13 protein-coding genes are annotated in these 17,835 nt (G+C 56.9%); 7 read left to right on the forward strand and 6 right to left on the reverse strand.

Annotated elements, in window-relative coordinates; all coding sequences use genetic code 11:
• From ABJK56_RS00035 to ABJK56_RS00055, 5 genes are all read right to left on the reverse strand, one after another.
• The coding region (locus ABJK56_RS00035; RefSeq protein WP_347242615.1) for an AAA family ATPase at positions 1 to 2,109 on the reverse strand (2,109 nt) is incomplete at its 3' end.
• Positions 2,106 to 3,356 carry a hypothetical protein gene (locus tag ABJK56_RS00040; RefSeq protein WP_347242616.1) on the reverse strand — a complete coding sequence of 417 codons (1,251 nt, stop codon included), beginning with the start codon at positions 3,354 to 3,356 and terminating at the stop codon, positions 2,106 to 2,108. The genes ABJK56_RS00035 and ABJK56_RS00040, both read right to left, overlap by 4 nt.
• A gap of 180 nt (positions 3,357 to 3,536) precedes the next feature.
• Positions 3,537 to 4,448, reverse strand: a complete 912-nt coding sequence (gene yidD, locus ABJK56_RS00045) for a membrane protein insertion efficiency factor YidD (protein WP_347242617.1) — start codon at positions 4,446 to 4,448, stop codon at positions 3,537 to 3,539.
• 94 nt (positions 4,449 to 4,542) lie between these two features.
• On the reverse strand, positions 4,543 to 5,550 hold the full coding sequence (locus ABJK56_RS00050) for a DnaJ C-terminal domain-containing protein (protein ID WP_347242618.1): 1,008 nt from the start codon (positions 5,548 to 5,550) through the stop codon (positions 4,543 to 4,545).
• 551 nt (positions 5,551 to 6,101) lie between these two features.
• A complete protein-coding gene (locus ABJK56_RS00055) occupies positions 6,102 to 7,169 on the reverse strand; it encodes a DUF1559 domain-containing protein (RefSeq protein ID WP_347242619.1) in 1,068 nt (355 codons plus the stop codon).
• Positions 7,170 to 7,519: 350 nt separating this feature from the next.
• On the opposite strand from ABJK56_RS00055, the gene ABJK56_RS00060 reads away from it, so the two are divergent.
• The 7 genes from ABJK56_RS00060 to ABJK56_RS00090 all read left to right on the forward strand — a co-directional run bounded on the left by ABJK56_RS00060 (position 7,520) and on the right by ABJK56_RS00090 (position 15,462).
• Positions 7,520 to 8,536 carry a ferredoxin family protein gene (locus tag ABJK56_RS00060; RefSeq protein ID WP_347242620.1) on the forward strand — a complete coding sequence of 339 codons (1,017 nt, stop codon included), beginning with the start codon at positions 7,520 to 7,522 and terminating at the stop codon, positions 8,534 to 8,536.
• Positions 8,537 to 8,931: 395 nt separating this feature from the next.
• Positions 8,932 to 9,939, forward strand: a complete 1,008-nt coding sequence (locus ABJK56_RS00065; RefSeq protein ID WP_347242621.1) for a DUF1559 domain-containing protein — start codon at positions 8,932 to 8,934, stop codon at positions 9,937 to 9,939.
• Between the two features lie 218 nt (positions 9,940 to 10,157).
• Complete coding sequence (locus ABJK56_RS00070; protein ID WP_347242622.1) at positions 10,158 to 10,580, forward strand: carboxypeptidase regulatory-like domain-containing protein; 423 nt, start codon at positions 10,158 to 10,160, stop codon at positions 10,578 to 10,580.
• 384 nt (positions 10,581 to 10,964) lie between these two features.
• Complete coding sequence (locus ABJK56_RS00075; RefSeq protein WP_347242623.1) at positions 10,965 to 11,771, forward strand: hypothetical protein; 807 nt, start codon at positions 10,965 to 10,967, stop codon at positions 11,769 to 11,771.
• A 41-nt stretch (positions 11,772 to 11,812) separates the two neighbouring features.
• A complete protein-coding gene (locus tag ABJK56_RS00080) occupies positions 11,813 to 12,460 on the forward strand; it encodes a hypothetical protein (RefSeq protein ID WP_347242624.1) in 648 nt (215 codons plus the stop codon).
• Between the two features lie 157 nt (positions 12,461 to 12,617).
• Complete coding sequence (locus ABJK56_RS00085; RefSeq protein ID WP_347242625.1) at positions 12,618 to 14,693, forward strand: serine/threonine-protein kinase; 2,076 nt, start codon at positions 12,618 to 12,620, stop codon at positions 14,691 to 14,693.
• Positions 14,694 to 14,697: 4 nt separating this feature from the next.
• Positions 14,698 to 15,462 carry a hypothetical protein gene (locus ABJK56_RS00090; protein WP_347242626.1) on the forward strand — a complete coding sequence of 255 codons (765 nt, stop codon included), beginning with the start codon at positions 14,698 to 14,700 and terminating at the stop codon, positions 15,460 to 15,462.
• A gap of 48 nt (positions 15,463 to 15,510) precedes the next feature.
• Here ABJK56_RS00090 and ABJK56_RS00095 read toward each other — a convergent pair whose 3' ends face one another.
• Entirely contained in the window at positions 15,511 to 17,070 is a 1,560-nt protein-coding gene (locus tag ABJK56_RS00095) for a sulfatase (RefSeq protein WP_347242627.1), read from the reverse strand.
• Between the last annotated feature and the right edge of the window lie 765 nt (positions 17,071 to 17,835).

Raw genomic sequence — 17,835 nt, forward strand, 5'->3', positions numbered from 1 at the left:
CTCGCGAGCACGGGCCACCGCTTCATCATAAGCGGCCAGCAGGGTATCCAGGACGAGTTCCAGGGAAGTGTCGGGAGTCTGAATTCCGGCACGCTGCGCGATCTGCTGGAGGCGAGCGGACCACGTCTCGCGCTGTCGGACGAGCGACAACAGCCGCTTATTGACCGATTCCCAGCGCAGATGAACTCGGCGATACTGGCGGAGAGTCTCCAGTGCATTCCGCGCGGACTCAGGGTCCTCGGACGCAGGCAGTCCCTGTTGGGCAAGAAAGGTCGCCACGCGGTTTGCAGCGTCACCCAATTGTGCACGAAGCTCGCTGAGTTTCCGCTCTTCTTCTGCAATTCGCTGCGTTAATTGATCGAGCTGTGATTGAAGAAGACCCAAGCTCTCGAGTTCGCGAATCTCGTTTTCCAGGGCAGCAAGCTCCCGCGGCAGATATGCAGGAGCTGCCGTAATCGCTGTTTCCAGGCAAGCGATCTGTTCCACCAGGCGCTCGCGCTCCACCCGCAGGGTTTCCCATTCCTGGAGAATCGCGTCGGCACGCGAGCGGTGGAGCCGCTCGCCGTGGAGTTTGACCGCGACTCCCGCACCAACCAGGATGGCGCCAACTAACACACCACCCCACCCCAAACTGCTTACCGGAAAAATGGCGAGCATCATCAGGGACAGTAGAACGAGAGCCAGCCCCAGCACAAAGGGAACCGCAACAAACAACCAGGTTCGCCCAGTCAGCAGGGTTTCTTTCATCACGTCAAGCCGCTCTGTGCGAAGCTCCTTTTGCCGGTTTTCCACGGAGGCGAGTTGCTCTCTGAACTGGGCCAACTTTCGAAGGTGGGTTGCCTGACGACTGCGCTCCTCAAGGGCCGTCGGCACGCTTGGTGCATGGAAAGTCTCAAGCTTTCGTCGTAATTGTTCTTCAAGACGGTCTTTTGCCGCACGATCACCGGCGATTTTTTCCTCTTCTGTCCGCACTCGCTGGCCGATACGTTCCCACTGTGCGATGCCGCGCCGAACGTCACCCCACGGGAAATTGCGGGGCGATTCCAGGGTATCCACACCAAACCGACTCCGGAGATTCGTCAGTTCCTCGGCGAGACGGTCCTGTTCTGCTTGCAGAGAGTTCAATGTTGTCTGAAGAGTACTGAGATCGTTCCGGATGGGTCGAAGCGCCTCCAATTCGGTGGCGTAGCTCAAAAGCGCCTGGTTTATTGTGATTTTGCCCAATCGCGCTTTCACCTGGGAATACTGCTCTTTGAGATGTTCCCACTTCTCTTTGGCCACACGGTACCTTTCACGCAGGTGGGCAACACGCCGGAAAAAAACCGCGGGAACGTCGGTCAGGGCCCCCAGCTCGCGAAGTTCTCTCTCGACACGACAGCGTTCTTCCCACAACGGCAGCAATTGCCGAAGTGATTCCCACGCCTGGGCTTTTTCACGCCATTGCGTGAGGGCTTCTTCTGCTTTGGCGCACTGCTGCTCCGTCGTCTTCCGAGCGGTAAGAAGTCGTGCAAATTGAGCCCCTGCCGCCGGTGCCTCTTGCAGCTCCCGCTGCAACCGATCCCGTTCCTCCAGCAACCCCTGCAGAAGTTCGCTCTGCCGGGGCACGTCCGCCTCTTCTTGTAAGCGCGCAAAGACTCGCCCCAGAATGGCACGGTCGATTCCCAAACTCAGGTCGTAGAGGAGTTCGCTTGTTGCCGCGGCCTCGAGCGTGCGGAGATGGGCTATGTCTTCCAGGTTGACTGCGAAAATCGCGTTGAACGTGGTCTCGTCAAGGGGGCACAGGAGACGGACCACCTCCTCGGCCGGACTGTTGCGGCTCTCGTTAAACACCTCGACGACATCACCACGGCTAGGTGTCCACCGGCGGGAAAGGTTGAAGACGGCCTCCTGATGCTCACACACCAGTCGTCCGGCGAGCACCGGATCATCGGGCGGGGCAAAACCGCTTCGCCGATGAAAACCGAAGAACATCCCTCGCAGAAATTCCAGCAGGGTGGACTTGCCTGTTTCGTTGGGACCGAAAAACACGGCCAGTCCAGCAGGCAATTCCCCACTGGACCAATCACGCCAGATTCCAAACCGCTCGATGTCGATCTGGCGGAGCCTCATTCAGCGCGTCCTCCACCACTGCGCGGTGCGGGCTGGTTCTCTTCCAGCAACATTAAGCCGTAAAAAAGGGCCTCTCGAACAATTTCCGGCCAAGTAGCCTCCAGTCGATCGGACCATCCGCCGTATGTTTGAGGCAGCTCCAACTCGCTTTCCGGCAGCCATTGGGAAACAAGTTCAGAAGGATTCGTGCCCTCTAGCGTCAGTCCCTGTCTGAGCAGTTCTCCGCGGAAGCTCTCCTCTTGCAGCCAGCTTTCCGGCCAGGGATCGCTGGGATGCCAGGTTATCTCAATCGGCCAGAAGTAGGGTGGGCTTTGCCCATAACGCATCCGCAGCAGTTCGAGGATCTCTCGATCAAACCCCTTGATCCGCCACGGGAGAAGCACCTGGGGGAGACCCTCCAGGCGGATTCGCACGAGCCAATCGGCGTCCCCCGCTGCCCGGCGGGCTTCCGCCTCCTGAATAATCTGGGACACAAGCTGGGGTTCCGTGCTGTCCGGTGCCACGTAAAGAGTGAGCGTGTGCCACCGCAAGGCCGCCAGCGAAATGGATCGCAGGTAAACCTTTTTTGGCGCATGGAGCTCCACGATCGTTATGGCGGGGATACTTTCCATATCCGGGGAATGGACAAAGGCCGGGCCCGGGTCATGTACCTTCACTCCCGCCCAATCGAATTCCCTGCGGACACAGCGGCCCCCCGCAGCCCAGTAGTCTGTTTCAAGATCGCAAATAGGGCCGTTCTGGCCTTCACCATACTCTTGCCCGTAAGCCAGACCAATGGTGAAACCTCCCGCGGTCGGAAGGTTTTCCGGACGTATTTTTCCCGGGGCTGCCTGGGGTAGGATCGTCACCTGAAGGGAGCCTGCCGCAGTCGGGACCGTGGAAACACAAGCCTCATCCCCCCGAAAGATGTGGACATTCGGGGGGAATGGGAATTCCTCTGGCCAGGGACCACGATGTTCGAGTTGACCCCATAGCCAAATCAGGGGAACGCGCTGCGCAGCGAGTCGTTCGCACAACTCGAAAACCGTGAACCAATCTCCCGGGGCCGCGGTGGCCGGATGGAGAACGTCGCCGACGAAAATGACCGCGTGGGCTCTTTCGCGGCTGGCCGTCTCCGCCACCCGGAGCAGAGTTTTTCGGGGGGCCTCAATCAGTCGGCCCACCAACCGCGGCGGCAGCTCCGAAACCCCAGCAATGGCCTCGCCGAGGTAAAAACCGCTTGCGTGGATGATAGTCAGCGGCGGCACGACGACAAATTCCTCGACTCAAAGACAAATTGCACCTGTTGCGCAAATCTCCCAGATTACAGCCCGGCGCGGACTATGTCTCAATGAGACGCTCGGGCGTCGAGAATAGCAAATCACCGCTGTTGACGCTATGGGAATTCTTCGCTGCCCGGATTTGGGGATTTGCGACTTCCGAGCCGACTAGGGCGGATCGTATCCCCCGGGATGCCAGGGATGACAGCGAAGAATCCGGCAGATTCCTTTCCACGTTCCAACGAACGCCCCGTATTTTTGCACGGCTTGAATGAAATAGAGCGAACAGCTCGGCTCAAACCGGCAGCAGCGGCCGAGCAACGGACTGATCGTCCATCGGTAGAGCGAAACGATCGAAATCAAAACACCCGCCAGCACCCAATTGGTGCAGAGGTAAACCGCTCTAATCGCCCGGGCGATAGAACAGATGACTTTCCCCAACAGCGAGACCCGATCGTTGGAAGAAAACAGGCTGCCCGCCGCTGGATTTCCAGCCTGGCCTTTAAAAACAAGAGTGCTCGTTTGATTCTCTTGCGCAGGACAGGTACGGCCGGAATCGCAGGCGATCTGGGAACTGTGGTCGCCGGAATGCGAACCTTCGCCCGTCTCGTGCGACGGTTTGCTCGGCAGAGGTGGCACCGACTTATCCTGGTGAGGCTTCCTAGAGGACGCCTGTTTTGCTCCACGCGTTTGAAAATCCTGAGGTGCCATTTGGTCCTTGGGTCGAGCGGTGCGCCTCAACCGCCGCGCCAGTTGCCTCATGAGAGAGGGAATCCGACGCCACAACTCGTGAAAGTCGGGCTCGACCCCTTTTCGGGGAATGACGACATAGTCAATGCCCGAGGGGATGTCGGCCTTTCGTTGCCGAAAGACCTCCCGAATAAGCCGCTTCCAGCGATTGCGGAAAACTGGCTTGCCGAGCTTGCGGGACGCCGAAATCGCGAGCCGGGGATGAGACAGATCGTTTTCGCATCCGTAGATGACAAGCTGCTCGTCAGATACAGAACACCGGCGGGCAAAGACCCGATCGATCTCTCGTTGCCTGCGAATCCGGTATTCCCGGCCAAAACTCTGATCCACTGTGGCTCCCTCGCCTAATCATTCGCCACATCGTCGGAACCGACAGCTTCACACAAAGAATGCGCCATGGTTCCCGGGACATCACCGGGACGAATCACCGCCACGCCACACCCGCACGCACATTCGAGGTATAGGCTTCCTGGAGTCGCTGGAGGCTTTCTTTCAGATTCTCCGGCACATGCGGAGGCGGCACAATGAGAACTTCGACATAAAGATCGCCTGCCGGTTCTCCGACCGGTCGAACCCCATAACCCGACACGCGGAGTTTTTTTCCACTGGCAGTTCCCGGCGGGATACGCAATGAAATTGTCCCATGGGGAGTCGGGACATCCACTTTGGCGCCAAAGAGGGCCTCGGGAATGGTCACCGGCAGTTTGACGTAAAGGTCTTTTCCTTTCCGCTCAAAATGGGGATGTGGGGCGACGTGGACGGTGAGGTACAGATCGCCGGGCTCGCCGCCAAACGGTCCTGGAGCGCCCTGTCCTCTCAGACGGATCCGTTTTCCATCTTCAATCCCGGCAGGAATTTTCACGCTGAGGGTTTCTGTCCGGCCGTCCGGCCGCCTGACGTTGATGGCGACCTCCCCGCCTTCGACAGCCATTGTGAAAGGAATAGTGACATCGCTCTCTACGTCCTGCCCGCGCAGGCCGGCTCCCGTCGTTTCGGCCGTTTTCCCTCGCCCGGCGGCCCGACGGAAGTGTTGAAAGAGATCCTCGAAACCGCCCATGCCTCCTCTGCCGCCGGGAAAGTCTTGGTAACGTTCTTCGAAAAACCGACCGAGGTCAAAATCGTCACCGAAGAAGAACGTGAATTCACCGGGACCCGTTTGCGTGAAGCCGCCGCGGCCAGCCCCCGGCCTGGCGCCCGCTCCGGCACCCGCATACTGGAACGAAGCCCCGTAGCGGTCGTACATCTCCCGCTTTTGAGGATCACTGAGGACCTCGAATGCCTCCTGAACCTCTTGAAATTTTTCCTTAGCGTTTTTGTCATTCGGATTGAGGTCCGGATGATACTTGCGCGCAAGTTGCCGGTACGCCTTCCGGATTTCCTCATCCGTGGCGTTCCGCGGGACTCCCAGTATTTTGTAATAATCGCGTGCCATAGCAGACGGTTAAAATCCTCGGAAATGCGATTGCGCCTACTAACCTTATTCGAAACGAGAAGCAGCGAGTTTCAGCTTACCCGAACCTTCGGCCGTCGAATGCCGGCTATTCTGCTACATCTTCGGAGGGGAGCCAAACCGTACGCTCGGGGCCCAACAATTTTACTCCGCAGCTTGGCCCGAATCTCCTCGATTACCGGGTCACACTTACTTCATTTGTCTGGCCAGTCCGCTGTCCGACCAAATAGCCTCCATTTCAGCATAACCCAAGGCTCTGTCGATTGGTATTCTACCCGGGGGAATCATCCCTTCAGCCCACGGGAACACAGTGTGATAGTCCCTTTTGGGAAAGAAACACGCGAAAAGTCTCCCCGCCAGCTTGGCAGCAAGCCCCCTCTCCGATTCTCCCCAAAGCAATGCGCATACCAGTCTTTAACATCGACAAAGGCGATTCTCGGAGGAAGTCGGGTGGTCGTGTCTAACGAACGGCAATCCCGGTCTCGAGAAGGCGAGACAGGCAGAGAACTCCGGGCGAGTCGCGCCTGGCGAAGTTATGGGATCGACACCTGCTGGCCGTCCTGAACCGCCGACAGATAGATGAACGTATCACGATCAATGGTGGTTGCAAGAGGCCGACAGGAACCGTCAGCGAAAGCGAACTGCACAACGCCAGGGTGACGAGAAGAAAACTGCCACCAACCCCACCGCGTGTCGTTGGCCGCAGTCGGGCCCAGCCCCCAGGCGCTGGCCATGACTCCGCACCCGAACCACGAATACGCCCGCTCGGGGTTTTCCGTGCCCCCCATCGCCTCACCGAAAAGAAGCGTCTGACTGCTTCCGTCGGTGATTGTGGAAAAACTCTCCTGGGAACGATTCCAGAAAACCCCTCGAAACACATCACTGCTGGCGATCCCCGTCACTCCCATATAGCCGCCGGATCCCAGGTAGTTCGTCCGTCCCAAAACGTCGCCGCTATTATCCGAAAAACTCGCCGCCGTCAGGGTGACATAGGGTGCCACGTAATGGAAATGCAGGATGACGATGGGGCGCTCGATTTTGGTCGCGTGATCGGACGGACAAAGAAACACTCGCGGTTGCACCTGCGCGGCATCCCATGCCTTCGGCCGTTGCCAGAAGGCCTGTCCCTGGCGGCCGGCATCATAAAGCGAAATTCCTCCAAAATTCGGGGCATCGCCATCGCTCTCGTCCTTGAGAGAGCCCTGTTCGATGTAAGGAAGAATGTAAGCCAGCACACTCGTCCATTGCCCCGGATAAGGAGGAACCGGAGCCTGCGGCAGGGGCCCCAAGTAGCCCGGTGGAAACTGTCGGTGGGTGTCGTGGAAGTTGTGTGCCGCCAGGGCCAGTTGCTTCAAATGGTTGAGGCATTCACTCCGGCGCGCTGCCTCCCGGGCCATTTGTACTGCGGGTAAAAGCAGCGCGATGAGCAATCCGATGATCGCTAGAACGACGAGCAATTCCACGAGCGTGAATGCCCGTCGCCGCGATGTCCTACAGAAATAGATATCTGGTGTGGGAACAAAAGCCACAGAATCACACGCCGCCACAATAGCGATCGCAGGGGAGCAAGTTCGGTTCGGGTTCCACCAACGAAAACCCAATCCTGAATCCCCAAAGCTCTGGTAGCAAATACGCGAAGCGGTGCTACCCACATCCGCACCTGTTGGGGCGACCGACTTATACCACAATCATAACTATCCCAACTCATTCCGTCAAAAATCAGGCCCGCAGGCGGTCTGACAGAACTCACACATCATCGCGATGGACAACTGGTTCCGCTACCATCGAATCCCGTCTCGGCAAGTGCCCGAGTTCCCGATGTGCACCGCTCCTCCAACCGTGAGCTCCCCCAGGGGGGGTGAAGGGAAATTGTTCTTATTTCTCGGGATTTGTTATACTACTGGCTGGAACGCGAAAGCGTGAAAAATCCCCTATTGTGTGGAGGGTGCCCGTGAGTGCTTCTCTGATCATCGTTTTCAGCCGACCGAGAGCTGCCCAGGCACTTCCTGGCTTTCGGAAGCTAGTGGAGCACATCGGCTCTGCCATTTCCGGCGTGCCCCTGGTGATCATTCCCCATCTTTACGATCTTGTGCCAGGGGGTCCGGTACTCCAGCGACTAAGCCAGTTGGCCAGCGACATGATTTTACTGGCCCCGCTTTTCCCTCGAGCCGCGCAACTCGTACTCCGCGCGAACGGGCTGAACTATCAGCTGATGCAGGGCGAAGACGATTCGGCTTCCCGTTCCAGTTTGAAAAGCCATCTGAAAACCCATCGACTCTGGGCCTATGACTATCGCGAGTATCTGTCGCCGGACGTCCTCAAACAGACGGTCATGGCTGTGGTATCGGACTTCGTTGCCCAGAAAGAAGGGGACCCTCCATCTCTGGCGGATTATCCACAAGATTCTATCTGTGAACTAGAAGAGGCCGTTCAACCGCGATGGTATCCCGTCATCGACGAAGACCGCTGTACCCTCTGCTATGAATGCCTCAATTTCTGCTTGTTCGGCGTCTATGATGTACGGGAAGATGGGCGCGTTTTCACGGCCCAGCCGGACGCCTGCCGACCGGGGTGTCCCGCCTGCGCGCGTGTTTGTCCAAGTGGCGCCATCATTTTTCCACTGTATCCTGATCCTGCCATCGCCGGGGCACCAATTGAGCATCAGGAGCGCTCCTTGGTTTCCGAAGACCAACTAAGGTCGAGCCAGTTTTCGCCTCGCGAAGAAGCGGAAAAGTGGCGGGCACGATTTGCCGGCAGGGCTGCGCCAAAACCTCCGCAACCTGCTCCAGGCCGCCCCGCCGATGCTGCCCGTGGGGACGGGAGCCACCGGAAAGAAGTGCCCGGTCGCGAGAGTGTGAATCCGGATCGGGAAACCGGAGTTCCAGGTCCACCGGAGCTGAACGACGAAGAAATCGACCGCTGGCTGAAGGAAGCCGAGGGCGAGACGGGAGATGGTGGGGCGAACTGAAGTCGAATCAGTCGCTTTTTTGCCCCTTGGTCTGCATGCGCTGTTTATAAGCGGGCAAAAACTCTCTCTCGGTGTGGAACGCCACTCTCCAACCTGATGAATATAAAGGATCGTTTTCGTCACCCAGGCCCAACGCCCGGCACTCCGGAGAAACCTGCTTCTTTCCGCTTTGCCAAATCTGGATTATCGATCTCATTTGGCTGGGCATGAGAACGGTCGCGGCCAGGGGCAACTCACAAACTGCCTCGCAGCCCCTTGCCCCGCGCCCTCAGATGCGTTTTTATAAAAGTCCAAATGCGTCACAGCACCAAAAGCTTGACAGACGCGGCTTAGCGGAGTATACATGGGTGCGGCGTAAGTGGACTCAGCGTTAAAGGCTATTGGAGGGTTTTGCTATGCGGCGAAAACGTGCCTTAAGGGGATTCACTCTTGTCGAACTTTTGGTAGTAATCGCTATTATCGGTATTTTGATCGCTCTTCTGCTACCAGCTGTCCAGGCAGCGCGGGAAGCTGCTCGAAGGAGTCAATGCACCAACAATCTGAAGCAGATTGGCCTCGGATTGCACAACTATCACGATTCACTCAAAACTTTGCCACCTGGCTCCTTCAATCTGCGTGAGCAGTGGTACTCAAACGGTACAAATTGGCGAACACTTATTTTGCCATACATCGAGCAGAAGGTGGTATACGATCAGTTGGCATTTCGAAGCGACTTTCCGTACACCTTCATGGCGGGTGGCGCGGCAGGCTCCAATTATCTCCAGGGCTGTCGAGTGCTAAGTCAACTCCTTATACCTGTTTATCGCTGCCCGTCGACTGACATTCCTACCTTTGACAACCAGGATGACCCCGTTGTTAACAACAACCCGGGCAATACGATGATGATAACTTATGCGGGAATCCAGGGGGCCGCCCGCCCAGTTCCTGGCCCGGATCCCAACGCAGGCACCAGAGACTGTGGACACGGGTGGTCGTGCAATAATGGCATGATGCCCGCTAACGAGTGCTATGGCCTAGAATACTGTCGTGATGGAACATCTAACACTTTGCTTGTCGGTGAACAATCTGGGCGTGTCGCCGGCAAGAATCGGACCTCGAATTACTACGGAGGGTGGTATGGAAGCCGCCATCCGAGGACTATCGATAGTCCGGCTGGCTGCTACGATTTGTGGCAAACGGGAACAACTTGCGTGCGATTTGGGCCTAATTCTCAGATCGTGCAAGTGGGAGCCACGGAGCACAAGTTTCGCAACAACACGGTGCTGAACTCGATGCATCCGGGCGGTATTAACGTCCTCTTTGTCGACGGAAGTGTGCGTTTTATCAGCGATACCATTGACTTGATGGACCTCAAGCGACTGGCATGCCGATACGATGGTGAAATCACCAGCGCATCTTTCTGACTTATAAGCGACTTTCGTTTGCAAGTGACAAACGGAGGTTTCAAATCGTTCTTGAGATTCTCACTGTGGGGCAGTCACGGGCTAACAACGAGTGTCTGAGACAACGTATTATTTATACGGCCACGCAAGTATGCATCACCCCCTATACTCGCGCGCATTTGCGACTTATGCTGCGTGCCGTTTCGCGCTTATACGGAGGGTGGATAGGAGGGGGAAAGATGAAGAGAACTAGGTTGTTAAATCCGGCTTTTTACTGCGTGCTTATCGTTATCTTAGTTGTTTGGGCCAATACTGGTTGCTCCGGACGAAAAATTAAGCCCAAGGGAATAGTACAGGGGAAAATCATCTTTAAGGGCCGGCCATACACGGAGGCTTCTGTGGTTTTCCTAAATCGAGCCACAGGCCAGGGGGGATCGGCTAACATCGAAGCCGACGGTTCTTTTAAGCTTCCTAAACCAATTGAGGTAGGCACCTACATCGTGTATTTAGCCCCCAAGATGGAGAATGATCCTGCGGCCGAGCCAAAACCCGTTTCAATTGACAAGTCAGTACCAGAGAAATACTGGAGTGAAGCGACCAGTGACATTCAATTTGAAGTTCAGAAGGGCTTAAACGAGTTCATCATTGAACTCAAGCCTTAGCGCTAACCGCGCAAGCTTTCCTTTCGAAATGGATAGGGATTTAAATTGTTGTGCTTTCTCGCACGCGAATCGTCTTATCTCACTGAATATTGTTATTTAAGGTCGCTGTTCCTCATCTAGAGCGCCGTTCCTGATCATGCTTACTCCAATTCCCGCGTCGTTAGTGCGCCGCATTTTTGTTCGCTTCCGTACTCGTCCCAGGAGAGTCTTCCCAAAATTTTCTGCCAGAGCGCCAAGATTTCGCCTTTCCTCGCGAATACTCCTGTAGGAAAACACCTCGCCAAACCAACCACCGCGAAAGGGGAGTCTCCTGCGGTACGCGGTGAAGTAGGGTCGGTGCGAGGGAACAGGTCTTTCAGGAAAAACCGAGAGGAGGGTCAAGCCATGTTGAAGAAGTTTCTCATCGCCGGGGGATTGGTCGTATTGATCGGCACATTCCTTCTGGGACGGGATCTTGTCAGTTACGTGCGGACCTCTGCCCGCTCCGTCCAGGAAGCTGTGGTGGATGCCGTCCCCACTGAATTTCAAATACGCCGCGCCCGTGACATGATTGAAGACCTTCTTCCCCAAATTCGCCAGAATATGCATTTGATCGCTCGTGAAGAGGTCGAAATTGAACGACTGGACCGGCAAATTGCACAGGCACGGGAGGTCCTTGAGCAGGAGAAGGCCGTCATCCTGCGGATGAAAAACGATCTGGCCAGCGGGAAACCAAAGCTCGTGTACTGTGGTCGCGAATACTCTGCCGAGCAGGTCAGGCAGGACCTGGCCAACCGCTTCGAGCGGTACAAGACCAACGAGGCGACTCTCGCCAATTTGGAGCAGATTCGCGATGTACGTCTGAAAAGTCTTCAGGCTGCCCGGGATAAAATGGAAAACATGCTGGCCGCCAAACGGCAGTTGGAGGTGGAAGTCGAAAATCTTCAGGCCCGCCTGCAAATGGTGCAAGCCGCGCAGGCGACCAGCGCCTACCAGTTTGACGACAGCAAACTCGGTCGCATCAAGGAACTGATCGCCGACTTGCGGACGCGACTCGACGTGGCAGAGCGACTGGTCCAATCGCAGGGACTTTACCAGGGCGAAATCCCGGTGGAAAACCCCAACCAAAAGGATATCGTGGATGAGGTGACCGAATACTTTGGCAACTCGGGCGAGTCTCAGAAAGTCCCGGCCGTCGCGAAAGCGCACTGAAACCCAAATGCGATGACATGGCCGTAGAAGGAGGCCCGCCCATGGTTCGGCCAGCGATAAATATTTTTCACTGGAAGCCTTTTTCCAAAATCGCCATGGGTCCGCCGGGCGTCACGAGCACGTTCTTCCTGTGGATCGACGAAGTGGGGGGGTACCTCGTCTGCCCACAGCCGACGGTAACGGTGGGACATCTCGATTCCAGCGAGGCGGACGTGGCCATCTCTGGTGATCTTGAGAGTCGTCACCTCACGCTCACGAGAGAGGATGATTTGTACGTCCTGGAAGCCCATGGCCCGGTTTCCGTGGGCGGACGGCCAGTTCGGCGGACGATCCTCCCGGAGCGGTGTGTGCTCGAGCTAGGAAACTGCGTCCGATTGGAATTCCTTCGCCCCCATCCGTTGAGCGCGTCAGCACGCATTGATTTCGTCAGCGGCCACCGGACCGTTCCGAGTACTGACGGTGTCCTCCTCATGGCCAGAAACATCATCCTGGGACCGGAAAAAACATCCCACGTGGTATGTCCTTCTTGGAAAGAGTCGGTAACGCTCTACTGGGTTGGCGATACGCTGTGCTGTCGGGGATCGAGTCTCCTCACTGTGGATGGCAAGGTGGTCCGTGGGGAAGCCACGCTGACACTCAGGTCCCATGTCGAGGGAGTCGATTGGCGTTTTCACCTCGAGCCGGCATAAATCAAGCGGATTCCCCAAAAAAGCGGATGCGTTTGGGAGAAAACATGTCCTTTCGAAAAGATGTTGCACCACGCGGGGCTGGCGACTGGGCCATCGCCCTGGTGCTACAATAAGAAAAGCTCCAGCCCTCGGGCTTTGCACGAAAGTGAGTACTACCATGCCCGTGGTCGATAGTAATCAACCAGATCCTCGTGCCACCCAGGCCACCACGCCTCGCGGAGAGCCGGTCGCCGAGGAATCGCGGTTTCTCTATGCGAGCGGTGACCGCCCCCTGCCGGGCTTCACGATCAAGCGGGGCATTGGCCGGGGAGGTTTCGGCGAAGTTTATTACGCGGTCAGCGACGCCGGAAAAGAAGTCGCCCTCAAGCTCCTTTGCCGCCATCTCGATATCGAACTTCGTGGGATTCAGCACTGTCTCAACCTGAAGCACCCCAATCTACTCATGATTTACGACGTGCAGCGAGATCCCCGGGGCGACACATGGGTCATCATGGAGTACGTGCGGGGGCTCTCTCTGGAGCAGGCGCTGGCCAACCACCCACAGGGCTTGCCCCCGGATGAAGCTCTGGTGTGGTTTCACGGAATGGCGTCCGGAGTGGGCTATCTCCATAGCCACGGAATCGTCCATCGGGATCTCAAGCCAGGCAATCTTTTTCTAGAAGAAGGGGTGGTCAAAGTCGGGGACTATGGTCTGGCGAAGTACATTTCGTGTAGCCGGCGGAGCGGCCAAACTCAAAGCGTCGGCACCGTGCACTATATGGCGCCGGAGGTCGGCCGGGGACGATATGGAAAGGAAATCGACATCTATGCCATGGGGATTATCCTCTATGAAATGCTCACTGGCCGAGTTCCTTTTGATGGCGAAAGTGCGGGCGAAATCCTGATCAAACATTTGACCGAAGCCCCCGATCTTACGCGTGTCCCGCAGCGGTTCCATCGAGCCATTGCCCGGGCTCTAGAGAAGAATCCGGACCATCGCTACCACGCCGTTGCGGAAATGCTCGCCGATCTGCCACCACCACCAAGCGCTGGCATGTTTTTGGGACCGATCACCACGGAACAGCAGAACGGACGCCCCACGTCTCCGCAAAAATCCCGGGACGATGAAATCGCCTTCACCCCAGTTTTACCGAATGGAGCGATACCTTCCGTAACACCAGCGACGGCACCAGAGCAGGAAAAGAAAATGGAAGGACTCCAGGCTGCTGTCGCGGTTACCGGTGGAGAACCCGACCGGGGAAGAAAATGGTTCGAGCATTTGTCCCAACCTGCCGCTCTTGCCGTGATTGGAAGTTCGGCGGCAGTGTTGCTGCTTGTCGCCTTTTCTACCTCTCACGCGGCTCTGGCAGGTTTGCTGGGGATGGCCAGTGTACTTTTGGGCATGCTGTTCCTTCAGGGCTTCAGACGCCGCCTGACTCACCGGCGATCGTCACAAGCTGTGACTAGGGCCAAACTTGTTCCTCCTGCGGAAAGATATCCCGTGGCAAAGCCGGTGGCGGAGCCGGTTGCACATGGGCCGGTCGTGGTCGCCACGCCCGTGCCACCCCCCACCCGAGAAGAAGCATTCCGCATGGAGTGGCGTCAGATGCCGCTTGAGGCGCATGTGGCAGAGCTTCTGGGATCGATGCTGGCTGCCGTCCTCGTGGCAGCCGTAGTCGCGCTCGTGGGGTACCTGATTCTCAGCTTTCGGGGGAATCTCCCCTCTCTGCTTCAGGCTGCGTGGCTCTATTTTACGATGACGTTCGGCACGTGGATTGTTCTGATTCTGGCGAAACTTTGGCAAGGGAGGGAAGGGGACGTCATTACGCGACGCTTTGTGATGATGATTGCCGGTTTTCTTCTGGGTGCGATAGGCTTCTTTTTGTCGGAATATTTAAAGGTGGACCTGCCCTTCGATCCCCGTTGGCCGAACATCCACGACTGGCAGTTACCCGCGGCTTTCTATCGCGAGGGTCAACCCATGCTGCCGGCGATGGTGGCCAGTTTCGGCACTCTTTTTCTGCTTGTCCGCTGGTGGCAACTGGCTGACCCGCTGCGCCCGAGGCGTTTCGGATTCTGGGGTGTTTTCGGTCCTGGAGTGGCAGCATTTCTGGCCAGCACCCTGTGGGTATTCCCTGCGCAGTGGTTGGTGATTCCGGCCATGGGGATGGGCATCACACTGCAACTTGCCGCCCCGTGGTTCATGAGAAGTCGGTTTGGGGGCTCGTCGTCAATCTGTCGAACTAGGAGATGAAGCCGTGGTGGCTTACTCCTTGCTGATATTCCTGATACTCTGGGCAGTGCCGACTGCAGCGCCTGCTTTTTTGGCATCAGTGAATCAGAGCCAGGACGCGACGAAACGTGCCGACCGGGACCTTTCTGGCTCCGCCATCTCCCCCTCTGAGGGCACTTCTGAAAAGGCCGGTTCTGCGTTGATTCGCGACGCATCTGACACAACGGAAGTCGTATTGACCCACGGCTCGCGTGTCCGCCCAGACTGGCTGGAGAGAGGAGCCGAACGAGTCGGCGGCGAATATCGTGTTCCGGTGCCCATCGGGCCGTATGCATCCCCTGTGGAATGCGAAGCACACCTCCCGGCAGCGGTGGAGGCCGCCATCGATGATTATGTGGAAATCATCATCGGACCGGAGGCCCGCGGCCGCGTCAAAGTCCCCTGGGCGTTTGTGGAGATGAACCTCCTTCGTGAGCGCTATATGGAGTCCCGGCTGTTCCAGCTCACTTCCACTCAACAGCGGGAAATGCACACGCTCTACGTCTTGCTGACGTTCGACCACAATGCCAACCAGTATCTCAGGGAAATCTGGCGATTGACGCAGGGCACCATGAATCTCGTTCGCTTTGGGGCCTTTTTCGGAATCGCCGTGTGGACACTCGCCATACTGTGGAGCTATTTGCGGCTGGACCTCGCTTTACAGGGGCGTTACCGCTGGGCACTCTGCGCCGCGGCCAGCGTGCTGGTGGTTTTGCCGTGGCTTGTTCTGGCGATTTTTCCGATTGGTTGAACGCCCCCGCACGCGGATCCTTCCCACAGGTGGCACGTTATCGCGGGTCTATCCTCGTTTTGACTCGGCCGGCCGGTCGGGTTTCCCCCGAATCGTGTCGTCGTCCTTATAAAAGGCCTTCAGCCGTGCCAGTTCCGCTTTGAGCTGGCGAACGACGTCCTCATATTGCGGATCGCCATACACGTTGTGGAGCTCGTGCGGATCCTTCTCGAGATCGTAAAGCTCCCATTCGTCAATTTCGTAGAAATAAATGAGTTTGTACCGTTCCGTCCGCACGCCATAGTGTTTCTGCACCATGTGGGGACCTGGATACTCGTAGTAACGGTAATAGATAGACGTTCGCCAGTCCGGTGGGTCTTTGCCCTCAAGAAGCGGCTTCAGGCTGCGTCCCTGCATATCCTCTGGAATAGGAACCCCCGCCACGTCAAGGAATGTCTCGGGGAAATCTAGGTTGAGGACCATTTTTTCACACACACTACCCGGTGGGGTATGTCCCGGCCAGCGGACCAAAAGCGGCGTCCGCAGCGACTCTTCGTACATGAACCGCTTGTCAAACCAGCCGTGCTCCCCGAGGTAGAAGCCTTGGTCGGAGGTGTAAATAACAATCGTATTCTTCGCGAGACCTGATTGATCGAGGTAATCCAGGACCCTGCCCACGTTGCGGTCCACCCCCGCCACGCAACGCAAGTAGTCTTTTAGGTACCGCTGGTATTTCCAGCGGACAAGATCGTCACCTTGCAGATTCGCTTTTTTAAATGCTTCGTTTTCGGCTTCATAAGCCTTATAGAAGCGTTCCTCCTGATCCGGAGTGAACTTCTCCATTTGGGGCACAAGCTTCAGGTCATGAGGGGTCAAATGCTGCGCGATAGTCATTTCCTGCTCATGGGCGGCCCGACCCCGCGTGGCGTAGTCATCGAAGAGGGTCGGTGGCTCGGGGATCGTCACATCTTTGTAAAGATCCAGTTCCTGCGGGCCGGGACACCAATTGCGGTGGGGAGCCTTGTGATGATACATGAGGAAGAACGGCCGGTTGGGATCCCGTTTATTCTTCAAAAAATCCAGCACCAGATCGGTGATGACGTCCGTGGTGTAGCCTTCGTGAAGGACTCGCCCCTGGGGAGTCTTCATCGGCGGGTTGTAGTACGGCCCCTGTCCGAACAGTATTTCCCAGTGATCGAAGCCGGTTGGATCGCTGCCCAGGTGCCACTTTCCAATAATTGCGGTCTGATACCCGGCTTTCTGGAGCAGCTTGGCCACCGTTTGCTGCGTCCCATCGAAGAGGCCATCATTTCTGGGAAACCCATTGAGATGACTGTATTTCCCCGTCAGGATCACCGCCCGAGAAGGTCCGCAGATGGAGTTCGTAACAAAGCAGTTTCGAAACAGCATCCCCTCCTTCGCCAGCCGATCCAGATTCGGCGTCTGATTGAGGCCGTAACCGTAGCAACTCAGGGCCTGATACCCGTGGTCATCTGCCATGATGAAAAGAATGTTGGGCCGTTGCGTTTGTCCATTTTGGGCGGCTTCCCCTGCCAGGACTGACCCCACACCCAGGCCAAGCACCGTGGCAACAATCACACCACGATAGAGTGTACCAGCAAGACGCATAACAACCTCCCCAGAAAGGAGCACGAATCCCAGTTATTTCGGATCGTGCACGTTCACACCCAAACCGACCTGCGATCAGTGTGGCCAGACGGAATCCGTTTGTCAATAACGCGCGCTGTTTGCTCCGTCGCTTACCTGTTAGTTGGCAGCACATTAATTGTCCCTACCAAAATGCGATCCCTTTGCCCAAGCTGCGCATATTGCCCGGCACGACAAGCGTGCCCCTCCGGTCTTCGGAGGGACTTCCGGAGGGACCTACTTGTCAGGTCCGAGCCCGCTTGCGGATCCCGACACGCGCCGGCGATTCCAGCGAAGCGATTCGTGGGCCTCGTCGTGGCGGCTCGAACTCCATACCAAAGCGGACGATGGGGGATCGGTTTCCCGCTCCCGCCACCGCATCACGTGTGGTACGATTAAGCTTTTGCAAAGAAGTCATAATTTTTTAAAAGCGCTGCCCCCTCGGCTGGGCCAACTGGCTGCGTCGAACAGCACCGGGCAACACCCTCAGGGGGTCATGGTCGGACAGGGCGACGGTTGCTCAAAAAGAGTGGCCCGAGGCATGGCTGGCAAGTGCGGTGTCCCTATGAGGGCGACGGGCCAGTAAGACGGGCCAGTAACTGGCGGCAGCGAAGAACGTGAAGACAAAGGAGTTGGAGAATTTCCATGGCAATCGATAGATTTGCGATGTGTCCCGGCGGAACCGGAAAGAAAATTAAGTTCTGTGGAACCAATTGCTTTTCACAGTTGGAACGCCTTGAGAAATTG

This window comes from Thermogutta sp., assembly GCF_039793925.1.
Lineage (GTDB): Bacteria > Planctomycetota > Planctomycetia > Pirellulales > Thermoguttaceae > Thermogutta.

Coding starts and splice junctions, on each gene's coding strand:
- ABJK56_RS00085 (WP_347242625.1), top strand. CDS start 12,618: ATGCCCGTGGTCGATAGTAATCAACCAGATCCTCGTGCCACCCAGGCC.
- ABJK56_RS00075 (WP_347242623.1), top strand. CDS start 10,965: ATGTTGAAGAAGTTTCTCATCGCCGGGGGATTGGTCGTATTGATCGGC.
- ABJK56_RS00095 (WP_347242627.1), bottom strand. CDS start 17,070: ATGCGTCTTGCTGGTACACTCTATCGTGGTGTGATTGTTGCCACGGTG.
- ABJK56_RS00065 (WP_347242621.1), top strand. CDS start 8,932: ATGCGGCGAAAACGTGCCTTAAGGGGATTCACTCTTGTCGAACTTTTG.
- ABJK56_RS00080 (WP_347242624.1), top strand. CDS start 11,813: ATGGTTCGGCCAGCGATAAATATTTTTCACTGGAAGCCTTTTTCCAAA.
- ABJK56_RS00050 (WP_347242618.1), bottom strand. CDS start 5,550: ATGGCACGCGATTATTACAAAATACTGGGAGTCCCGCGGAACGCCACG.
- ABJK56_RS00070 (WP_347242622.1), top strand. CDS start 10,158: ATGAAGAGAACTAGGTTGTTAAATCCGGCTTTTTACTGCGTGCTTATC.